22 protein-coding genes, 7 tRNA genes and 1 pseudogene are annotated in these 19,014 nt (G+C 44.2%); 7 read left to right on the top strand and 23 right to left on the bottom strand.

Annotated features, from left to right (window positions below):
• The 5 genes from HYX70_04740 to HYX70_04720 form a co-directional block, all read right to left on the bottom strand.
• Complete coding sequence (locus HYX70_04740) at nucleotides 1-1,851, bottom strand: right-handed parallel beta-helix repeat-containing protein (protein ID MBI2798561.1); 1,851 nt, start codon at nucleotides 1,849-1,851, stop codon at nucleotides 1-3.
• 52 nt (nucleotides 1,852-1,903) lie between these two features.
• Entirely contained in the window at nucleotides 1,904-2,575 is a 672-nt protein-coding gene (locus tag HYX70_04735) for a sortase (GenBank protein ID MBI2798560.1), read from the bottom strand.
• A gap of 162 nt (nucleotides 2,576-2,737) precedes the next feature.
• A tRNA-Pro gene (locus HYX70_04730) sits at nucleotides 2,738-2,814 on the bottom strand.
• A 116-nt stretch (nucleotides 2,815-2,930) separates the two neighbouring features.
• A complete protein-coding gene (locus HYX70_04725) occupies nucleotides 2,931-3,089 on the bottom strand; it encodes a chorismate mutase (GenBank protein MBI2798559.1) in 159 nt (52 codons plus the stop codon).
• On the bottom strand, nucleotides 3,089-3,310 hold the full coding sequence (locus tag HYX70_04720; GenBank protein MBI2798558.1) for a hypothetical protein: 222 nt from the start codon (nucleotides 3,308-3,310) through the stop codon (nucleotides 3,089-3,091). The genes HYX70_04725 and HYX70_04720 overlap by 1 nt, the downstream gene beginning before the upstream one ends.
• Before the next feature lie 298 nt (nucleotides 3,311-3,608).
• On the opposite strand from HYX70_04720, the gene HYX70_04715 reads away from it, so the two are divergent.
• The 3 genes from HYX70_04715 to HYX70_04705 are packed head-to-tail and all read left to right on the top strand — an operon-like array spanning nucleotide 3,609 to nucleotide 4,545.
• A complete protein-coding gene (locus HYX70_04715; protein ID MBI2798557.1) occupies nucleotides 3,609-3,785 on the top strand; it encodes a hypothetical protein in 177 nt (58 codons plus the stop codon).
• Nucleotides 3,782-4,135 carry a hypothetical protein gene (locus tag HYX70_04710; GenBank protein MBI2798556.1) on the top strand — a complete coding sequence of 118 codons (354 nt, stop codon included), beginning with the start codon at nucleotides 3,782-3,784 and terminating at the stop codon, nucleotides 4,133-4,135. The genes HYX70_04715 and HYX70_04710 overlap by 4 nt, the downstream gene beginning before the upstream one ends.
• Nucleotides 4,136-4,155: 20 nt before the next feature.
• Complete coding sequence (locus tag HYX70_04705; GenBank protein MBI2798555.1) at nucleotides 4,156-4,545, top strand: hypothetical protein; 390 nt, start codon at nucleotides 4,156-4,158, stop codon at nucleotides 4,543-4,545.
• Nucleotides 4,546-4,572: 27 nt separating this feature from the next.
• Here HYX70_04705 and HYX70_04700 read toward each other — a convergent pair whose 3' ends face one another.
• The 3 genes from HYX70_04700 to HYX70_04690 all read right to left on the bottom strand — a co-directional run bounded on the left by HYX70_04700 (nucleotide 4,573) and on the right by HYX70_04690 (nucleotide 6,192).
• Entirely contained in the window at nucleotides 4,573-5,211 is a 639-nt protein-coding gene (locus HYX70_04700; protein MBI2798554.1) for a hypothetical protein, read from the bottom strand.
• A 38-nt stretch (nucleotides 5,212-5,249) separates the two neighbouring features.
• Complete coding sequence (locus tag HYX70_04695; protein MBI2798553.1) at nucleotides 5,250-5,801, bottom strand: hypothetical protein; 552 nt, start codon at nucleotides 5,799-5,801, stop codon at nucleotides 5,250-5,252.
• A 172-nt stretch (nucleotides 5,802-5,973) separates the two neighbouring features.
• Complete coding sequence (locus tag HYX70_04690; GenBank protein MBI2798552.1) at nucleotides 5,974-6,192, bottom strand: helix-turn-helix transcriptional regulator; 219 nt, start codon at nucleotides 6,190-6,192, stop codon at nucleotides 5,974-5,976.
• A 106-nt stretch (nucleotides 6,193-6,298) separates the two neighbouring features.
• Between HYX70_04690 and HYX70_04685 the strand changes: the two are divergent.
• Nucleotides 6,299-6,967 (top strand): annotated as a pseudogene (locus HYX70_04685) (recombinase family protein).
• Between the two features lie 1,118 nt (nucleotides 6,968-8,085).
• Here the strand turns inward: HYX70_04685 and HYX70_04680 are convergent.
• The 5 genes from HYX70_04680 to HYX70_04660 all read right to left on the bottom strand — a co-directional run bounded on the left by HYX70_04680 (nucleotide 8,086) and on the right by HYX70_04660 (nucleotide 9,911).
• Nucleotides 8,086-8,162: transfer RNA gene (locus HYX70_04680), tRNA-Pro, on the bottom strand.
• 142 nt (nucleotides 8,163-8,304) lie between these two features.
• Nucleotides 8,305-8,381 (bottom strand) — tRNA-Lys (locus HYX70_04675).
• A gap of 134 nt (nucleotides 8,382-8,515) precedes the next feature.
• Nucleotides 8,516-8,592 (bottom strand) — tRNA-Arg (locus HYX70_04670).
• Between the two features lie 58 nt (nucleotides 8,593-8,650).
• On the bottom strand, nucleotides 8,651-9,388 hold the full coding sequence (locus tag HYX70_04665; protein ID MBI2798551.1) for a coenzyme F420-0:L-glutamate ligase: 738 nt from the start codon (nucleotides 9,386-9,388) through the stop codon (nucleotides 8,651-8,653).
• A gap of 64 nt (nucleotides 9,389-9,452) precedes the next feature.
• On the bottom strand, nucleotides 9,453-9,911 hold the full coding sequence (locus HYX70_04660) for a hypothetical protein (GenBank protein ID MBI2798550.1): 459 nt from the start codon (nucleotides 9,909-9,911) through the stop codon (nucleotides 9,453-9,455).
• Between the two features lie 223 nt (nucleotides 9,912-10,134).
• Here HYX70_04660 and HYX70_04655 point away from each other — a divergent pair.
• The 3 genes from HYX70_04655 (at nucleotide 10,135) to HYX70_04645 (ending at nucleotide 10,832) form a co-directional block, all read left to right on the top strand.
• A tRNA-Gly gene (locus HYX70_04655) sits at nucleotides 10,135-10,209 on the top strand.
• A gap of 240 nt (nucleotides 10,210-10,449) precedes the next feature.
• Nucleotides 10,450-10,526, top strand: a tRNA-Arg gene (locus HYX70_04650).
• 229 nt (nucleotides 10,527-10,755) lie between these two features.
• A tRNA-His gene (locus tag HYX70_04645) sits at nucleotides 10,756-10,832 on the top strand.
• A 38-nt stretch (nucleotides 10,833-10,870) separates the two neighbouring features.
• On the opposite strand, the gene HYX70_04640 is transcribed toward HYX70_04645, so the two are convergent.
• From HYX70_04640 to rny, 10 genes are read right to left on the bottom strand one after another with little or no spacing between them, the layout of a single operon-like run.
• On the bottom strand, nucleotides 10,871-12,244 hold the full coding sequence (locus tag HYX70_04640) for an Nramp family divalent metal transporter (GenBank protein ID MBI2798549.1): 1,374 nt from the start codon (nucleotides 12,242-12,244) through the stop codon (nucleotides 10,871-10,873).
• A gap of 49 nt (nucleotides 12,245-12,293) precedes the next feature.
• Entirely contained in the window at nucleotides 12,294-12,575 is a 282-nt protein-coding gene (locus HYX70_04635; GenBank protein ID MBI2798548.1) for an HU family DNA-binding protein, read from the bottom strand.
• A 23-nt stretch (nucleotides 12,576-12,598) separates the two neighbouring features.
• Nucleotides 12,599-13,393 carry a YmdB family metallophosphoesterase gene (locus tag HYX70_04630; GenBank protein ID MBI2798547.1) on the bottom strand — a complete coding sequence of 265 codons (795 nt, stop codon included), beginning with the start codon at nucleotides 13,391-13,393 and terminating at the stop codon, nucleotides 12,599-12,601.
• Nucleotides 13,390-14,028, bottom strand: a complete 639-nt coding sequence (locus tag HYX70_04625) for a Type 1 glutamine amidotransferase-like domain-containing protein (protein ID MBI2798546.1) — start codon at nucleotides 14,026-14,028, stop codon at nucleotides 13,390-13,392. The genes HYX70_04630 and HYX70_04625 overlap by 4 nt, the downstream gene beginning before the upstream one ends.
• Complete coding sequence (locus HYX70_04620; protein ID MBI2798545.1) at nucleotides 14,025-14,678, bottom strand: hypothetical protein; 654 nt, start codon at nucleotides 14,676-14,678, stop codon at nucleotides 14,025-14,027. The genes HYX70_04625 and HYX70_04620 overlap by 4 nt, the downstream gene beginning before the upstream one ends.
• Before the next feature lie 3 nt (nucleotides 14,679-14,681).
• The gene (locus HYX70_04615) at nucleotides 14,682-15,026 is read right to left on the bottom strand and encodes a hypothetical protein (protein MBI2798544.1); all 345 of its coding nucleotides are present in this window, start codon (nucleotides 15,024-15,026) and stop codon (nucleotides 14,682-14,684) included.
• Nucleotides 15,027-15,067: 41 nt separating this feature from the next.
• Nucleotides 15,068-15,400 carry a tRNA-binding protein gene (locus HYX70_04610; protein ID MBI2798543.1) on the bottom strand — a complete coding sequence of 111 codons (333 nt, stop codon included), beginning with the start codon at nucleotides 15,398-15,400 and terminating at the stop codon, nucleotides 15,068-15,070.
• Nucleotides 15,387-16,196 (bottom strand): hypothetical protein, encoded by an 810-nt coding sequence (locus tag HYX70_04605; GenBank protein MBI2798542.1) that lies wholly within the window; start codon nucleotides 16,194-16,196, stop codon nucleotides 15,387-15,389. Before HYX70_04605 ends, HYX70_04610 begins: the two co-directional genes overlap by 14 nt.
• Nucleotides 16,197-16,198: 2 nt before the next feature.
• Entirely contained in the window at nucleotides 16,199-17,224 is a 1,026-nt protein-coding gene (locus HYX70_04600; protein ID MBI2798541.1) for an Ldh family oxidoreductase, read from the bottom strand.
• Complete coding sequence (gene rny / locus HYX70_04595) at nucleotides 17,224-18,741, bottom strand: ribonuclease Y (GenBank protein ID MBI2798540.1); 1,518 nt, start codon at nucleotides 18,739-18,741, stop codon at nucleotides 17,224-17,226. The genes HYX70_04600 and rny overlap by 1 nt, the downstream gene beginning before the upstream one ends.
• Nucleotides 18,742-19,014 lie beyond the last annotated feature (273 nt).

The raw sequence follows: 19,014 nt of genomic DNA, 5'->3' as shown, positions 1-19,014 counted from the left end.
TTAACCCCCACAGCCGCCATAGGGTGGTCCAGCACCATTTTGATCTTGCTGGCCAGAACAATTCTGGACTTGCCACAATATAGTTGCAGTGGCTGTAATGTTTTGATTTGGGTTTAGCGCAACCGGGCTAGTAAACGTATGCGTTGCCCCTGCCTCCGAGCCGTTTACAACAAAGCTGCCCAGGTGAGTTTTGCCCTGTGAATAACCCGAATAGGCACCGTCTTGAGTGCCGTTATTCAGGTAAAAGTCGAGCCTATAGCCGACCAGGTTTGAAGCCAGCAGAAAGTTGGGGTTCTCTACTACTCTGGGCGGTGCCTGAAAACTGTAGTTAACCGTAATATTGTTTCCGCTTGTACTGAGTGAGTTTATGATTGGGCTATTTAGATAGTTGTTGGCACGGCTGGCTGGGTAGTCAATCAAGAAGCTATTTAGACTATTTGGCCCTAAATCAACATTTGCAACGTCGTTGAACGGATCACTGGCCGACGCCAGGTTTATGCCTAGGTTGCCGTTGCCAAAAATACTATTTTGCACCACCGAGATGCTGAAAACATCAGTATGATCAGTATCATCTTCTGGGTTATTATATTCATACACCCGTACGCCGTCCTGAGCGTTGCCAGCTATAACATTACCTTCTCCAGAGTTGCCACCGCCTATCTGGTGTTTATATACACTTGTAACACAGCTGCCGCCAACAGTTTCGCTGGCAGATATGCCCGAGCCACCGTTGCCATAACCAGACTGTGCTTCACCGCTTACGTTCGTACCAATCTTATTGCCAAAGATGTAGGAAATCTGATTCGCTGGACACGCAATACCAGACTGGCTTCGAATAGAAATGCCATTATTGGCATTGGCCGAAATTATGTTGCCCTCGCCAGCCGATGAGCCGCCAATGCGGTAATCGTTACTGGTTCTGTCGGTATTTATGCCGCTACCGCCATTGCCCAGCGCCGAGCCATTCATACTCAACCCAATGTAGCTATCAGTTATGCGGTTGAAGTAGCCCTGTATAAATATCCCATCTGTTGTATTACCGCTAACAATATTATGGCTAACGGTTGTATATTGGCTAGCTACAATGCCAGAGCCCATATTGGCAAGTGCGCCTAGCCCGTTGGCCGTTACGCCAACTAAATTGTTTGCCACCAACGAACCAGGTGAATATGCCGACACATACATTCCTCTACCCTCATTCGCAGAAATTAGATTATTTTGAATTGTCAATGAGGCACCACTAGCTTCGAGTCCGCTGCCGGTATTACTGGCGCCAGCCGCAGTTCCACTAACATTTGTGCCTATATAGTTACACTCAACCGTAACACTGTTGGCATTTATCTGGATTTCTGGCCGAGACTGCGCATCGTTCACAACCAACCCACGTATTACCGAGCCGTCAGAGCCAGAGCTTAGCTCTAAGCCCGACCCAGTACCCATGCCCGAACCATCGATTTCAATCTTAAGTACGTGTGGGGTGTTTGAACTCGCCGGCAAGCTAGCTGGCACTAATGTGCCACAACTCGCACCAGTTTGAGTGGAGCCATCGATTGTAACCTGTTCTGTTATTTCGTATGGCAGGGCCGGTGTAATGGTGTTTACACCCCCACCACCAGGAATAGCAAAATTAATTACATCGGCTCCAGCTGTAGTGTTGGCTGCCTCTATAGCCGCGCGCAGCGTGCACTTGCCACCACCATCGTCGCAAACACCCGGCCCACCCGTGTTGCCGCCATCGTCTACACTATCAACCGTAAAGGTTGCAGCCTGGGCTTTGGTTGCAAAAAAAGCCAGCACCAATAAACTGGTTAGAGCTAGGCCAAATATTTGTATCAGTTTTCTTACCACCATAAACCATAAGTTTTTTTATAGCTTATCAGATAGACATAAAAGCTACAAGGCGCTAGCTTTTTGATTTTGCAACCAGCACTATTCGCCCATCGGCTGTGCCCCCTTGAGTACAGGTATAGATAGTTAGTTGGGGTATCTTGCTGGCAGCTTCAATTGCCACCTCGGTAGGTTTAACGGTTTGTTTGTCGGTTATAGTGTAGTTATACATTTGCTTGTTCCACCTTACAATCACCTCGTCGCCCGGCTTAGCATCACCCAAACTATAGAATATTGATTTCTTGGAGGTTTCGCCCGGAGAATAGCCCCACACAAAGCTATGGCCAGTAATAATAAAGTTGCCACCTTTTTGGGGGTCGCCGCGATCTGGGAACCTATGCCAGGCCTTGCCGCGATCGAGCTGGTCTGCACCGCCCTCGGCTATTTCGGCTTGAATTCCTGCCGATGGAATAAAGACCATATCGGTATCCGAAGTAGCCTGTTGCGCACTACTATAAATTTCTTTAGCACTCTTCTTTTGAACTTTTGGCCACAGCAATAGAAACAGTACATATATAGCAATGCCTATTAATACAATTGCTAGTAATACAAGCAGAAGTCTTTTGTTTCGTTTTAAAAAGCCGGGTTTTTTCGTCTGGCCAATAGTGGCAGTGTTTTGCTTTGCTTCTTTTCGATCGTTAGCTGGCTTGCGTCTCAGATCTAGTGACTTATTGTCGTGCTTATTCATACAAACAAGTATAACTTAAACGCTGGTTTTTGCTGAGTCTATAGTAATCTATTGGTCGGGGTGGCCGGACAGCGCCAGATATACAATTCTGGCTAACCGGCGCGCCGATTCAGATCACGCAACTCTTGGCCAAGTTAAATTAAGCAAGTGATGAACTTAGATTGGTCGGGGTGGCCGGACTTGAACCGGCGACCTCAGCGTCCCGAACGCTGCGCGCTACCAGGCTGCGCCACACCCCGCAATGGCTATTTTAGCTTATCTTGTTCTAGTACAGAATATTTGTGAATTAGACCAAAGACTTCTATAGCTAAGTCCTCGGGTAGCCCAGCGGCCTTGGCTGCTTCATTTCTGGCCACTAACATTTTTGATACCTGGTATTATCTAGGCTTGGTAAGTTATGAGTCTTCTTGTATACGCCGGTCTCATGAGTTAGTTCAAAACGCCGCTTCAAATCATTGATGAGTGCTTTATCGACAACGTCTATATCGGCTCTAATCTGATCTAACGACCGCATTATTTAGAGGCAGTTTTTGTAGCGGTTTTTTGCTTGGAAAAATAGAAGACATAAAAAACTTCTAAAATTCCAAGGGTGTTAACAATCATAAAAACCACAAACCAAGCTTTTTGATCCAGTTTGGCTGCCCGCCAAAGAGCCCAACCTTTCCAGCCCAAACTCCAGGCGGTTAGAAGCAACAGCCACCACAGATTTTGCTGTACAAATAAGTTCAGATCCATAATCTAATTTTATCACTGCTGCTCTTCAATTGAAAACTATACTGTTTTCAATTGAAGAGTAAAAATGCTGCACAAACAACAAAAGTGATTTCAGTTGAAATCACTTTTTGTGTTGAAGCGGTATTATGACGTGGTCGGGGTATGCATACTCAAATCGAACCTAACTTAGATGCCCTGTATACCCTTCTACTCAATTATAGGTTACTCAATAATCAATTAGAACATCTAAAACAACAGCTTGATAACCTGGTAAAGCCTAGTAGAGCCTTAGAAACTACATTCTTGCTATAATGTAATTATGGAAGATAAACCTCAAGAACAACCACTGCCACCTCAAGCGTCGCCCTCAGACACGACTAATTGGGAAGATAGGCCATTTATTGCACCAGATGGTAGAGTTCATATTGAAGAATTTAAGCCACAAACACCTGATATAAGCCAATCTGTACAGAATAAACAGGATACAGAGCAATGAATTTAAAAGATTTTGTGAAAGATGTTTTAACTCAGATCAATGCTGCTGTTGATGAAGCTAGAACAGAGACATCAAGAGATATTCAGTTTTCTGAGAAAGACAATGCACGCACTATTGAGTTTGATATAGCAGTATCAGCAGAACATTCAGACAAAAAATCAGGCAAAGCTGGTATTAAAGTGCTGGAATTCATTGAAGGCGGTGGCGATATAAGCAAAGAAAACAAGAATGCCACCGTAAGTCGTGTTGTATTTGGTCTTAAGATAAACTACTGGACTAAAGAAGAGGAAGAAAAAAATAGACAGGCTGTGGAACGCCACAATGCTCAGGCTGGTAATAATTTTCTCTAAGCCAGAAGTTTGTAGAACCTATGAATGAGAAGAAACAGCAGTTTATTGAGCTAAGAGCCAAAGGCAATAGCTACAACAGTATTGCTGAATCTATTGGAGTAAGCAAACCCACCCTAATCAAATGGAGCGATGAACTAGAAAGTGAATTAGCAAATTATAAAGCGATTGAACTAGAATCGCTACGTGATCAGTACCTTGCTACAAAAAGACATAGAGTGATGGTTTTAGGGACTCAATTGACAGCTATTAGAGATGAATTAGGTAACAGAGACTTATCAGAAGTATCAACTAGCAAATTGATAGAGTTAGCTATTAAGCTATCTGATAGTCTAGCCAAAGAAGAAGAACCCATAATGTTTACAAGTGATAACTTGAAGCTAGACAGCCTTGGCCACAGCTGGGCTGCCTAAATGTTTACCAGTAATTGACCAGTTATACTATTTGTTGCTACTATCGAGCGATTTTTGTACACCTTGATAGTATAAATCAAGCTCGTTGTTGTTATCTGTAACTTGAAAGTACTCATTTCGCTGCATTTCAGGGTACTTCAAATACAACTTATTACTTTCTACGCTAAAAGCTAAGATATTAGAGTATGGGAGTGACAATATCTCTGACCCTACAAACAATAGTCTCTTATTTGTTAAGTAAAATGACCCTCTGTCTATTTCTTCGGTGCGTATATCGGTTTGTTGGGTGGTTTTGGAGTTGTGTTTACTGCCTGCTGTGGCCGCACCTGCGACCAGCCCAACAGGGCCTAAAAGCACACCACCAACTAAACCTCTACTAACGACATGTTTCTTCTTACTTTTGCCAGTTGTGACTTCAGTAACATACTCTCTGTCAGCAAACCTTATTACGCCAACACCATAATAAGCTGTCTCACCATCATCTAAACTTAAGCCTTGAAATGAAATGGGTGTAAGTTTCCCAGACAAAACCGCTTCACGGCGTTCGTTCTCTGCTTTTACTTGTGCTTCATGCTCTTTCCTTGCTTCTTCCGCTCTTTGCTTAGCAGCTTCGTTGTAAGCGTCCCACTTCGCTTTTGCCTTTGACGTTAGATCCTTAAATCCCAATTGTTTTTCCTAATTAAATATCTTGGTCTATTGAACCATTACTGCACTTGGCTGGCAAGATAATCTACAATCTCAGCCTGCTGTGAAGCAGTTAATTTGCTAGATGCTCTTACAATCACTACACCAATCTGCTTATAAGCCCCTGGGTCTAGCAAAGCATTGCCTTGAAACTGCTTTAGATATTCTGTTCTCTTTGCTGCATCTGCTTCTGTCTGATATATTTCTATACTTCCACCCGCTTCTGCACCCCAATTGCTATCTGAGATTCCGCCTGCTCGTGAATCTGCAAAAGCACCTCCCGCTATGTAATACCCTGGCTTACCTAGCTGATTGTTTGGGTCATTTTGTTCACTGTATATTTTTACTTCTGTTACGGTAGGATATTTTGCTTTTACGTTTGCAAGTATTTGCTCTACATTAAGTTGTTTCTTATTTGTGTTACTCTCTACACTTGCTGTACCGTTATTTGTTGTAACTTGGGTCTTGTTGCCCCAAATGAAATAGTATGCTCCTCCACCTACTACCAATAACGCTACAATGATCGCAATTACAACGATAATAGCTGTCTTGTTAGATTTCTTAGTTGCCATAGTAACTCCTGATTTAATTTTTAACTTGCGTAGATTATAAGTCACACTTAAATATAATGCAATATCTAAACAAAAGATTCAATAGCTTCAAATTAGGCCAGGTTAGAAGAATTAATTGACGCTATAAAATGATACACAGAGGGTAGTTTTCTCACACAATAAAAAGCATACACTAATTAAATAGATCCGTGATCTTTACGTTTAAACCTTTAGCCAGTTTTGAGATATTGATAAGTGACGGATTGCGTCTGCCTCTTTCAATTCCAGAGACATATGTGCGATCAAGCCCAGATTCATTGGCTAATTTCTCTTGTGAGATGCCCTTTGATTCACGAATTTTTCTAAGCCTTTGACCAAACTGAGCGGCTACCTCTGGGTATGTTTTTGTCATACCCTATCTTGATTAGCAGTAGACTATGGGTCTACGGACTATAAGTCACACTTAGGATTTGATAGGTTCGTAATCTAGTGAGAAAATAACTATTATTGAGGTGTGAATGGCTAATCAGAAAAAACCAGCACGAAGACGCAAGATTGCATACCTACCGAGCGACAAGGTAGTTGAAATTGAAAAAAGGCTTGCCAAGCAAAAGGAAGGTAATCCTGACGTATTTAATTTACCTGCGAGTAGCCATACAGTTGAGCAGTTAACAGAGTATTTTGCTCGTGAGCAAGAAGGAAGTAAACGAATACTCCCAAAAGAAAGGCGGTGTTATGTACTATATCTACGTAAATCAACTGATGACGAATCAAAACAAGTTAGATCATTAGAAGATCAACGGTCTGAGTGTCTTGAACTAGCGGAAGCACAAGGTATTACAATACGAGAAGAAGATATACTTGAAGAGTCAGCTTCTGCCAAGATCTCAGGCAATCGGCCTATATTTGACGACATGATTATGGGATTTAAGACTGGCAAGTATCATGGTCTAATTTCGTGGTCGCCCGACAGAATATCAAGGAATATGAAAGAAGCGGGCGAAGTCATTGAAATGATAGACCATGAGCAGATTCAGGATTTACAGTTCAGAACGTACCAATTTGAGAACAATCCAAATGGCAAAATGATGCTAGGAATACTATTTGCCACTTCGAAACAGTATTCTGATAAGTTGTCTGTGGATGTTAAGCGTGGTACTAGTGGCAATATTAAAGAAGGTAAATATAACGGCGTAACAAAAAAAGGCTATTATGTTGATGCTAGTACAGGATACTTTATTCCAGATGGATATAACTGGGATTTATTGAGACAAAGTGTAATCATGCGATTACAGGAGGGTAAAAGCAATATAGAGGTTGCCGAATTCTTAAACTCTGCCTACTTTAGCGAACGTAAAGATCAAGACGAGCCTTATAAGGTAGTGCGAGTGGATAAACAAATGGTGGGCGATTTATTTGAAGACCCATTCTATTTTGGGCTATATAGATATGGTAACAACCTGACCAATTTAGCAGAAACTTATGACTTCTTGCCTTTAATGACGCCTGACGAGTATATTGCCCTTAACAAGGGTACGGCAGCTAGTTACGGTGAAAAACACGTGGGCAACTCTGTAAACGCCAAAAAGCTAGGTTATGGCCTACTAAGGGGCAAGGTTATTTGTGATTACTGCGATCTTCCAATGCAATTCCAACATCAGCCTATTAAAAAGGGCAAAAATAAGGGGAGATGGGTTATTAGTTTTTATTGCAGGAATACTAACTGCCAACGTTATAAAGCAGAAGAAAACCGAGAGAAAGGTATCAAACTCAAAAAGAGTATTAGAGCCAAATATGTTTCGTCAGCTATTGAGTGGACTTTACGACATCTAACGAAGAATAGTAAAGAAGCATATCAGCTGTACATTGAACGTCTAAAAAGCAAGCATGCACAGGAGATAGCTATTGCTAAACGCAAGTTAAGTAATGCGAAAAAAGACGTTAGAACGAATACACAGCATTATATGCGTTACCAACAGTTTCAGGTTGACCACCCAGAAGATTATAAAAAACATCACAATGGCAAATTAGAACACTACCAAAAACTGGTAGATATAGCTAAACACAACAAAAAAACTAGTGAGCAAGAATTGGAGCGACTAGGCACTAGCTTACCAAGCGAGCAAGATTTCTACGAACTCATTGATTCTTATCTGAAAACATTGCTCAACACAAACGATTTAGTGGAACAAGATACTATTTGCAACGAGCTAGTGTCGAACCTACGAGCCGCAAACGACTCTATATCTGAAATAACACTAAATCCGCCATATAATTTACTGGCGGATTTACCAAAAATATCTTCTGGTCGGGGTGAAAGGACTCGAACCTTCGACCTCCGCGTCCCAAACGCGGCGCGCTAGCCAACTGCGCCACACCCCGGCTATTCGATTCAAATTTCTTCGACAATTTGAATCGGTTATTTTGTTTTCGATCAAAAGCGGGAATGGTTTTGATCGCAAGGAGAATTGCTATGTCAGCTGAAGTAATCATGGATTACGAAAGCTACAATAGTAATTCGACGTGGAGGGCCATCTGGGACTCGAACCCAGGACACTCTGCTTAAGAGGCAGATGCTCTAACCAACTGAGCTAATGGCCCCCAACTCAAATTTCGACAACTTGAATCGGCTTGTTTTCAACCGATCAAAAGCAGCAATGGTTTTGATCGCGAGGAGAATTAATATGTCAGCTGAAGTAACTGTGAGTTACGAAAGCTACAATAGTAATTCGACGTGGTACGCCCTGAGGGATTCGAACCCCCGACCTACTGGTCCGAAGCCAGTCGCTCTAATCCGCTGAGCTAAGGGCGCTAGAAACCAGGTTATTTTACCATATATCTTATGGCAATGAAAGTCACCCAGGAGATAGCTATTCTTGCCAGTCTACACCATCAAAAAACGGCTTAAACATATCTTGTTCTGGTGGTATTTCAAAGCTACCATCAGGATCTGTCGGTCTGTAGGGTTGGCTAATAAACTCTACATCTAAATCTTCAATCAAGGCCAATGGGCAGACTTCTGCGCCCTCTCCCATTACCAGTGTGGCGGCTGCCGCTAAGCCATCAGCAAGATTGGTCATTGTGGCTTTAAGCTCTCGCCCAAATATATCTTCTTTACCACGATAGTCCTTTAATGGCTTTAGGCCGTAGCTCGCCAACGATATGCCCACCGTGCCTCGCCTCATCGCGACAGAATGAGAATCAGTTATTAAAACTGCGAATCGCTTAGTTCCAAATTCACTTTTCAAATACTCAAAAATCTGTTTAGCAGAAGCTTTTGGATCTTCGGGCCAGAGTATAAAGTAATTGTTGGCGTTACTCTCATCTATGCCAGCAGAGCCAATTAGCAGGTTGTTCTTCAGAGTATGTATAATGTGGGCTCCAGGCACACAGCTACGCGGTAAATACTTATCAGACTCTCGTTTCACTAGGTCATCGTGCTCAATCTCGCTCAGCGGGATACATCTACCCTCATCAATCGCCACTACCTTCGAGGCAATGGCCAAAACTGATTGCTCTGGCAGCTCCTTTAAACTTTCTGCTATTACGGCTAGCAAGTCATCTTTAGGCGGAATTAACGGACGGGTTTTGATTGGAGTAATTTTCATTGCTCTCGCATTATACCAAAAAGCGCCCGGCTTAAACTCAGGCGCTTTTATGGTTTGTAAACTGTTACTTTTGTTGGTTGTCTTGTTCTGGAGTGGCCGGTTGAGCTGGAGCTGTTGGCTGGCTAGCCTGGGCAGCCACTTGCGGTGCCGCACCCTTGTCGAGAGCTCGCTTGATAATGAAGTAGTACAGCAGAGCCGCCAACCAAGCCAAGCCCACGAAAATCGAGACGATCAGTATTATTAGCCACAGATTCTTTTGGCCTTCGTCTTGCCAGTTGGTTCGCTTAAAGGCATCAATTAGCATTACAACCCAAAAAATAAAAAATCCTAACGCAATTGCCAAGAACAAGATCCAAAAAATTAGAACAACACCCAATATACCACCTGCAGCGGCAGTACCGGCCGCGGTGCTGGCTGTATCGGTGGTAGTGCTGCTAATATCATCGGCTCGAGCGACCAGCGGCGCCAAGCTACTTAGCGCTGCTGCCGCAGCCGAAGCTTTAATAAGTGCAGATTTTGTCATTGTATAACTCCTTGTAGTTTTTACTATATAGTTAATTAAACACCAATCGTTGAGCTTATGCAACCGAGTATTGGGCCGTGCTATACTTTTGATAGGATAGGTGCATTAGCACCAACTTGAAATATGGCTTGTTTTCTAGTATTATATTGTTCTTGTGGGCCTCGGCCTGGCACCTTATATTAAGTAGCCTTAACGACCATCTAAAATGGCGTTTTGGCTCTAAGCGGGTATCGTATAATGATTATTATGCCTGCCTTCCAAGCAGGCGATGCGGGTTTGATTCCCGCTACCCGCTCCACGTCATTTTTAGGCTTTAGCCTTCGAGAACAAAAGACTTTTATGTTCTCTTTGGCTGATGCCTAAAATTTCCTATTACCAAAAACAATTGAAAGTATTCTAATTGTCTTTGGTAAGAGTAGCCAGCAGCTGACTCTGCGATTCAAATTGTCGAATAAATTTGAATCGCAGAGATAAATAATGCGAGAATATAAGGTGCGAATAACTATTCGTACCAAATATCAGAGTATTATTTGAACGTGCCCCCGTAGCTCAGCTGGATAGAGCAACGGTTTTCTAAACCGTAGGTCGCAGGTTCGAGTCCTGCCGGGGGTACCACGTCGAATTGCTATTGTAGCTTTCGTATTTATTAAATTGCTACAGCTGATATAGCAATTCTCCTCACGATCAAAACCGTTCCCGCTTTTGATCGAATAAATTTCATTGCTTTTCTAGTCGATTCAGCAAGAGAATTGTTTCTATTTGTTGAATCGATAGGAGAAATAATGCGAGAATGTAAATTGCGAATAACTATTCGCAATGCTTATCGAAGCATTATTTGGACGTGGTGGGTGTAGCTCAGCTGGTTAGAGCGTCGGGTTGTGGTCCCGAAGGTCGTGGGTTCGAGCCCCATCACTCACCCCAAATTTATCTAAAAAGATCCAAAGTTGGATCTTTTTTAGTCATGACAACATCGAGATAATAGCGGCAATGCCGACTATTGCCATAACACCAGTTATAAGCCAGCCCATGATGGTAACCGACTTTTTGTTCACCCAGCGGCCCATGTGCTTTGGATTACTACTAATTATCACAATTAGTGCCAACACAACAGGCGCAACAATGCCGTTGCCAACAGCAGCATAAATTAAAGCCTTAATCGGATCTAGGCCAACAAAATTTAAGGCCAGACCAATTAGCATAGAGAAGATTATAACACCATAAAAGGCATGAGCCTGTTTGAGATTTCGGAACAAACCTTCTTGCCAACCAAAGCTTTCAGCGAAAGCATATGAGCTCGCACCGGCCATAACCGGAATGGCAAGTAAACCTGTGCCAATAATACCGATTGCGAATAACCAATATGTTGCATCGCCAGCAAATGGCCGCAAGGCTTCGGCGGCTTGGGCAGCAGTACCTATATTGGTTACGCCGTTTGGGAACAAGATGCCACCAGAAGCCGCAATAATAAAAAACATTACAATGTTTGATAGCAACATACCCGACCAAACATCGACCCGCATTTGACGCACCTCTTTTTTATTGGAATCCTGGCGCTGTAACACCGTGGTGCGACCCTTTAAGATCTGCTCTTCAACTTCTTGCGATGTCTGCCAGAAAAACAAGTATGGCGAAATAGTCGTGCCCAAAATAGCAGAGACTATGAGAATTTGAGTTTTGTTAAAATTAAAACTTGGAACAACAGCACGTGTAAGCACCTCTTGCCAATTGGGATTAGCCAGCCAAGCCGAGACAATATATGAGAGCAAGATTAGCGCTAACCATTTAAGGTACTTGGCATATTTTTCGTATGGCGTAAAGATTTGCAAACAAATACTAAAAGCAGTAAAGCCAATTACCAAAACACCGTAGTTCATACTCGGCCTTATCAATTGGACAGCCTTAGCCATAGCACCCAGGTCAGCACCAATATTAAAGGCATTGGCAGCAAATAACAATATAGCTGCGGTTGCAATCACCCAGCGTGGAAAATGAATCCGAATATTACCAGCCAACCCCCGGCCGGTTACCAAGCCAATACGTGCACACATTTCTTGCACAATCGACATCAGAGGATAAGTGAATATTGCCATCCACAAAAATTGAAATCCAAACTGGGCACCAGTTTGTGAATATGTGGCTATCCCCGATGGGTCGTCGTCAGATGCGCCGGTGGTTAATCCAGGGCCCAAATTATGCCAAAAGTTTTTGGTTCGCTGAATCACATGCGGTTGCGGTAGCTTACCAGAAACGTTTTTAGCAGTATCAACCGTTTTGTCTAAAGCTACCGCTGGAACCTCGACAGCTTTTGTAAATATATTCTTTTTTCTTGGCATGTTAGCTAGATTATAGTTAAGGGAGAGTTATTACACAACCTGCTTTGGCTTAAGGAGACTTACGCAGCATCTCTTTAAAGGTTGAGCCAGCTCGAAACTTGGGCAGATCCATAGCCCCTATCTTGATCTTGCCACCAGTCATTGGGTTAATGCCAGCCCGAGCCGCCCGCTTGCCACGATAAAACACGCCAAAGCCGGTTATGCCTACTTTGTGGCCAGCCTTAACCTCGGTCATCACGATCTGGCTGAGCTTTTTTATCGACCGCTCGGCCTGGGCTTTGCTTACCCCCAGCTCTTCGGCCAGTTCGCGTATTAGTTCACGGTGTGTCATTTTACCCTCACTTACTTTCACTATTATACGTCAATAAAGCGTAAAATTTGCTCAATCGATTTGGCTTTTCCGCTTTGGTCAACATCGATCAGTACCGAACTAAAGCGCACCGTGCCGCTTTTTGGCCAATCGAACGATTCAGTGCGATCACCAAGCCAACGGCCTATAATAATTTCTTTTTTTACACCCAACACGCTGTCGATGGGGCCGGTCATGCCGGTGTCGGTAATGTGGGCTGTGCCGCCTGATAGCACCCGTGCATCGGCCGTGGGCACGTGAGTATGACTACCCACCACCGCACTCACTCGGCCATCGAGGTAAAATCCAACAGCCACTTTCTCGCTACTTAAGTCGCCATGAAAGTCCACCAGTGAAGCAGCCAGTTTTTGGTGGCTGTTTTCCTCTAAGATTTTATCGACAACTCTCAGCGAATTCTCAACTTCTTCGCTATTAAAGGTTATGCCAAGTACATTAATTATTAGAATCTTACCAAAGGCAGTGTCCACAACCGCCCAACCTCGCCCAGGCACATGCTCGCCCGGCATGTTGGCTGGGCGGATTACTGGCACAGTGTGATCTTCAAACTTCGGCAAAAACTCTGGCTTTTTAAAGCTGTGGTTGCCACCGGTAAAAAAATCTACCCCTGCGTCCATCATGTCGCTAACACCCTTTTCGGTTAAGCCATTGCCGGTGGCCATGTTTTCGCTTTGGGCAATTACAAAATCAATCTGCTTTTCGCGCTTCAGCTCGGGCAATACTTGCGTAACAGCCTTACGACCAATGCGGGCTACGATGTCACCGATGTAGAGGATTTTCACTTAAACTCTACCCATTTACCTTCACCGAGCGGCGTCACTTTTAAACCATCAACCTTTACCGCAGTGCTATCTTCAAGCGCATATACTGTTTTTGGTGTGTCTTTAAAAATCTTCGCAAACAATTCTGGGGTTCTATCGCTAAAGTATGGCGAGTTCATATGCGGCTTGATCCAAAAGTCTACAAACCCTAAACCACCACCCAATTTTTCGTTGAAATATTTCTGGGAAAGTTCGTCATCAATGTCTGGCCCTACAACCATACTGCCCGCACTTATGCCGACATAAACTCTATCTTCTAGTAGCTTAGGCAAAATCTTCGAAAGTCCAGACTCCACAATTTGTTTATAAAGGTAAGACGACATACCGCCGCCAACTACAATTGCATTAGCCCATTCTAGCCGTGGCTTAAATTGTTCAAGTTTTAGCGAAGAAACATCTACAATGTCGACTTCGCCAACCAGCTGTCTAAATTCATACAAATTATCAATCAGCCAATCTTTGTTCCCTACCTCAACGTTAGCCGCAGTAGGAATATAGGCAACTTTAATTTCTTTCGCTGGTTTACCAACGAGCCTTAAGAACTCATCAATAAGAGTTTGGTTCTTAAGGCCAGCTGAAGTTAGTAAAAGTTTCATACGATTCCTTTCACATTCTTCGCCAAAGCTTCACCTAACTTGCGATTGTTTGCTTCGTCTAAATGCACACCATCTCCAGAACCGGCTTCACAAACCTTGCTGGCTTCAAAAAATGCCCAGTCCAGTCCCCTAGCAGCTTTTTCGTATCCAGTCGGTAACTCTGCGACTTTGCTCGCAGCTTGCTCGCCAAATATAGCACGTTGACCGTCATCGAAGTACTTGTCTTTGATGTTGGGTGGTGCAACCAATAAGACTTTGGGCATGGGTACTTCCAAGAACTCACACCATTCATCGATCTGCTTTTGGTAGGCCCTTAAATCCTTGCCAACACCTACTGGTTCTTTTGAGCTCTTCGAGTTAAAGTCGTTGGTGCCAAGCATTATCACCACAAGATTTGCTGGCAAATGACTGCCGAGTATTGGGCTAAATTGTTGCAGCCTATCGCGATCGGCAAAGAATCCATTCTCGCCCGATAGCGTACGGGCCCGCAAGCCCTCTTCGATCACATCGTAGTTGGCACCCAGTGTGTCTTGCAGTACTCCACTAAATCGAGTTTTTGAATCGAACCGTTTGTTCTGCCCACCAACTTTGCCAAACACAAAAGAATCTCCATATAGCAAGATTCTTTTTGCATTTGGGTTGGTAAGCATCTGCTAATATTCTAGTTTGATGCCAGTTTTCTTAGAGACTTTGATTGCCCAAGCTTCGAGCCGAGCCAGCTGGGCATCACGAGAACTATTCTCAAGCTCTTCGCGGTCCAGCCGAGCAATAAATTTATCCATTGTGAGCAAAGGTTGGCCATAGTTTTTCTCGAGCCTGTCGAGCCGCTGTTCAACATTATCAAAACGGCCACTAAATTCTTCTATCAGTTCACGGATCAAGCCAGTAGTGTCATCGAATCTTTGGTTGATCTTTTCATCAAGTTTATCGAGGCTAGTTTCTAAATTGCGCTCGGTAGTCTTGAGGTCTTTTTTGGTTGCATAATCTACATCTGCCATAGCTCAATTATACCCTGCTCGACAGATACTGAAAAGTGTAATCAAAACAACTTCCCGCCGAGTGGCACATCTTTGGTCGAGGTTATTAAAACAGCGTTGCCGTCTTCGTCGGGAAAGCCGAGCGTTAGAACTTCGCTAGTTGTTGGGCCAATTTGGCGTGGTGGAAAGTTTACGACTGCAGCTACCAGCTTGCCTTCGAGCTCTTCTTTGCTATAGTTCTGCGGCAACTGAGCACACGACTTTTTAATGCCGATCTCTTTGCCAAAATCAATCTTCAATTTATAGCTTGGCTTACGAGCCTCGGGAAAGTCATTAACCTCCACAATCTTGCCGACCCTTATATCTACCTTGTCGAAGTCTTCAATCGATATCATTCTCTAGTCCTTGCTTAATTATTGCCCCGACTTCCTGGGTATATTGAGGCGACCACTCGTCAATATCAACTGGTCGGCCTTTGTCGTCATGATACACCACCACGACAGGCGCAGCTTCGTCAAAAAGCTCAAATAATCTTTTAACCCTATCTTGCTGGCCTTTATAAGACTCCGGCAAGACAGTAACCGTACCTTTTGAGCCCCAGATCTTTTTACGATACGCAACCATATCTAACACTTCGCAGCTGGGCAGCTCATCATGTTCTAAAAAACCAACCATGTCTATTCTTTGGCGATTTGGCCCACTACCAACTATTAACTTTTTGCCGCCCTCAGAGATGCGCCAGCCATCTTTCATTTCGGCGGCTTTTTTGAGCTCCTCAATTAACTCACGAGCGGGGTCAACATACTTCGATTCTTCCTCAAGCTTTACTGGCGAAGATGAGCTAAGTTTGGTGCGGTCTAGTGCCGTCATTACGGCTCTGTTAATAAACAATTGCCAGCGCCAGGAATCTACTGATTTACTTTGTTCAATCTTTACATCGATGTCATCGTGGAATAATATTCGCTCTACCGCAAAATTGTGGCGGATTAGCAAGTCTTCAACTTCTCTTCCCAGCTCTAGCCCCTGCTCAATTCTTTCATTGCGGACCTTTCTTTCAGCGGCGTTGGATTTGCCTTGTGGATCATGAACATCATAGCCGTCAGTAACATTTTCTGGACCGTAAAAGTGGCCCGATTCTACCCGAACTGGCTGATTTTCGTTGGTCAACGGCTGAGATTCAGGGCCTACCATATCTATTTTGTAAGGCTTTCTAGTCTCTTTATTAAATCTTCATCAACCTCAATCTCTGCGCCAGAAAGTTTGCTGAATTTTTCATTGTTTCCCTCTCCTGGATAAAGAACCTTTTCGCCCTTTTTCGCTTTCTGGTCTTTTATTGCACCACATAGTGCCTCAATACTTTGTGCAAACTTCTCACTTGTTCCCATCGCTTTTGGGCTGAACGCAAGCAGCACCGCCCCATGTTCTTCTGGAACAAAATCGGTACTCATTTCTGGGCTTGATGGCATGCCTATAAGAGCACTTGTTAAAACCTCCATTAAGTAAACGATGTAGTAGCCCTTGTAGCCACCACCCATCGGCACGATATTAGAAGTTGGGTCTGTTTCGCTTTCAGAAAAATCCAGCGCCGCTTTTGCATTGGTCGTAAACTCTCCATTGCTATCTACGGCTGCTCTTTCTTTTAAAGTCTCGTTGTTCTTATTGGCATTCATGATTTCAAAATAAGGAATTTCGGATGTAGCCATATCTACGCAGAAAATCTCGCCACTTTTGCCCGGTATGCCGTAAGCAATTGGATTCGTACCGAATAGACCTTTTGTACCGTTGAACGGGACTACAGCCCCGGGCCCACCATTGCAAACAGCAATAGCCAAAATTCCTTTCTTAGCTAGCCCCTGTACCCAAGTGTGTAGCGTATGCATGGATTGTGAGTTTACAAAAGAGGCCATTGCAAGCCCATTCTTGGCCGACCTACCGGCGAGTAAATCATGCACTCTTTTTAAGTAAGTAAGTGGCCCTTGATGCTCAAAGTTAATTTCGACAAATGAAGGCAAGTCCACTGAGTATTTAATCTTGTTGCTCGAAAACTTTTGTGTTGCGCCTAGGTCGTCAATCGTGGACTTTAAAGGGTTTGTTCTCGGGGCTTTCCTTAAATATGCCTCAATTGTTTCATCGGCTAGATATGCGGCTTCATCGCTGGAGACAAATTTTTCTGCAGCGCTTATTAACTTTTCCGTTAGTTTTTCCCGGCTAAGCTTCACTACTTGGCGTACTCCTGTGCACGGGTTTCCCGTATTACATTAACTTTGATTGTGCCAGGATACTTTAGTGTTGCCTCAATCTTGGTGGCTACATCGCGAGCCAGCTTAATGGCACTTAGGTCGTCAATCTCTTCGGGTGTTACAAACACCCGGATCTCGCGGCCGGCACTAACGGCATAGCTTTTGTCGATGCCAGCAAAGCTATTGGCTACGTTTTCGAGATCTTGCATGCGTTTAACATAGTTTTCGAGCGTGTCACCGCGAGCTCCTGGGCGGCCAGCGCTTAGGGCATCGACTACACGCACAATCAGTGCCTCGGGCGTGGTGGCCTCAATGTCGTCGTGGTGAGCTTCGGCGGCGTGGGTGGTAGCCTCGTCAAACCCAGCCTTGCGCATCATGTCGCCAGTAATGTGGTGGTGCTTACCCTCGATCTCATGGCTCACGGCCTTGCCAAGATCGTGCAAGAACGCCGCCGTGCGGCTCACTTGAATATTTGCACCCACCTCTTCGGCAATCATGGCAGCTAGGTGAGCCATTTCGACCGAGTGGTAAAGCACGTTTTGGCTATAGCTGGTACGGAACTTAAGCTGACCCATGAGCTTAACAATCTCGGGTGGTAAACCGGCAACCTTGGCATCGCGGGCGGCTTGTTCACCAGCCTTTTTAATTTCGTCGTCAACTTCCTTTTGAACTTTTTCGACAACCTCTTCTATTCGGCCTGGGTGAATCCGACCGTCTTCGATTAGTTTTTCTAAACTGCGGCGAGCTACTTGGCGGCGCACTGGGTCAAAACCCGATATCATAATCACACCCGGAGATTCGTCGATAATCACATCAACTCCTGTAAGTCGCTCTAGGGTTTGTATGTTACGACCTTCTTTACCAATAATGCGCCCCTTTAGCTCGTCGCTCGGGATAGCCACGGTGGTAATAGGCCGCTCAGTAGCGGTGGCGGTAGCCAGGCGCTCCATGGCCTCGGTCATAATTTGCTTGGCGTCTTCTTCGGCATTTTCGGTCGCATCGCGTTTGCGCTTTTCTATATAGGCCGCCAAGTCTACCTTAAGCTCCTTTTCGGTCATTTCCATTAGCTTCTTTTGTGCATCGTCTTTTTTGAGCTTGGCAATTTTTTCTAAGTTCTTTTCTTGTTTAGCACGAATGCTGCGCAGCTCATCTTTAATGGCTGAGATCTCTTTTTCGTCGGTATTTAAAGCCTCGGATCGGCGTTCAATTTGTTCGAGTTTGCTGTCGAGCAAGCTTTCGCGATCAGCCACCCGCTTTTCGAGCGCATCGAGTTTGGTGCGGCGTTCGCGTTCTTCGGCCTTGGCCTCGTCGGCAATCTTTAGAGCTTTTTCTTTACCTTCGAGTTCGAGTTTTTTAGCCTGTTCTTTGGCCTCGTCTAAAACCTTTTTGGCCTTGGCCTCGGCATCGCTGTTTTTCCGTTTATTAATTACGGTTTGGCCCGTGTATCCCAAAACACCACCACCAATTACGGCAATGGCCACAAAAACCAATAACATAATTCACCTCTCTTCCATAAGAGTTCGTGTGCTTCGGATCTGCATAAAGTCAACTGTTGCTGCACACACTGCGACCTTGGCCAGAACACACAAACTTTAGTGATTAATTAAATCTAAATCGTAAAAAGTTGGTAATATACCTAACCCCATTAAACGCCTTTTGTATCTGAAAGTCAATCTAGGAATCTTCTCTCCCAGCCGTTGCTGAGCTTACTCCGGCATTAAAGCAAACAGGAAGCTAACTGAGCTTGAGTGCTCCATGTTCGAGGACTG

Source organism: Candidatus Saccharibacteria bacterium (assembly GCA_016191105.1).
GTDB lineage: Bacteria > Patescibacteriota > Saccharimonadia > CAILAD01 > BJGX01 > JACPPH01.
The sequence above is the reverse complement of the archived record's forward strand: the minus strand, read 5'-3'. Positions and strand labels throughout refer to the sequence as shown.

Coding starts and splice junctions, on each gene's coding strand:
- HYX70_04740 (MBI2798561.1), bottom strand. CDS start 1,851: ATGGTGGTAAGAAAACTGATACAAATATTTGGCCTAGCTCTAACCAGT.
- HYX70_04735 (MBI2798560.1), bottom strand. CDS start 2,575: ATGAATAAGCACGACAATAAGTCACTAGATCTGAGACGCAAGCCAGCT.
- HYX70_04725 (MBI2798559.1), bottom strand. CDS start 3,089: ATGCGGTCGTTAGATCAGATTAGAGCCGATATAGACGTTGTCGATAAA.
- HYX70_04720 (MBI2798558.1), bottom strand. CDS start 3,310: ATGGATCTGAACTTATTTGTACAGCAAAATCTGTGGTGGCTGTTGCTT.
- HYX70_04715 (MBI2798557.1), top strand. CDS start 3,609: ATGGAAGATAAACCTCAAGAACAACCACTGCCACCTCAAGCGTCGCCC.
- HYX70_04710 (MBI2798556.1), top strand. CDS start 3,782: ATGAATTTAAAAGATTTTGTGAAAGATGTTTTAACTCAGATCAATGCT.
- HYX70_04705 (MBI2798555.1), top strand. CDS start 4,156: ATGAATGAGAAGAAACAGCAGTTTATTGAGCTAAGAGCCAAAGGCAAT.
- HYX70_04695 (MBI2798553.1), bottom strand. CDS start 5,801: ATGGCAACTAAGAAATCTAACAAGACAGCTATTATCGTTGTAATTGCG.
- HYX70_04690 (MBI2798552.1), bottom strand. CDS start 6,192: ATGACAAAAACATACCCAGAGGTAGCCGCTCAGTTTGGTCAAAGGCTT.
- HYX70_04665 (MBI2798551.1), bottom strand. CDS start 9,388: ATGAAAATTACTCCAATCAAAACCCGTCCGTTAATTCCGCCTAAAGAT.
- HYX70_04660 (MBI2798550.1), bottom strand. CDS start 9,911: ATGACAAAATCTGCACTTATTAAAGCTTCGGCTGCGGCAGCAGCGCTA.
- HYX70_04640 (MBI2798549.1), bottom strand. CDS start 12,244: ATGCCAAGAAAAAAGAATATATTTACAAAAGCTGTCGAGGTTCCAGCG.
- HYX70_04635 (MBI2798548.1), bottom strand. CDS start 12,575: ATGACACACCGTGAACTAATACGCGAACTGGCCGAAGAGCTGGGGGTA.
- HYX70_04625 (MBI2798546.1), bottom strand. CDS start 14,028: ATGAAACTTTTACTAACTTCAGCTGGCCTTAAGAACCAAACTCTTATT.
- HYX70_04620 (MBI2798545.1), bottom strand. CDS start 14,678: ATGCTTACCAACCCAAATGCAAAAAGAATCTTGCTATATGGAGATTCT.
- HYX70_04615 (MBI2798544.1), bottom strand. CDS start 15,026: ATGGCAGATGTAGATTATGCAACCAAAAAAGACCTCAAGACTACCGAG.
- HYX70_04610 (MBI2798543.1), bottom strand. CDS start 15,400: ATGATATCGATTGAAGACTTCGACAAGGTAGATATAAGGGTCGGCAAG.
- HYX70_04605 (MBI2798542.1), bottom strand. CDS start 16,196: ATGGTAGGCCCTGAATCTCAGCCGTTGACCAACGAAAATCAGCCAGTT.
- rny (MBI2798540.1), bottom strand. CDS start 18,741: ATGTTATTGGTTTTTGTGGCCATTGCCGTAATTGGTGGTGGTGTTTTG.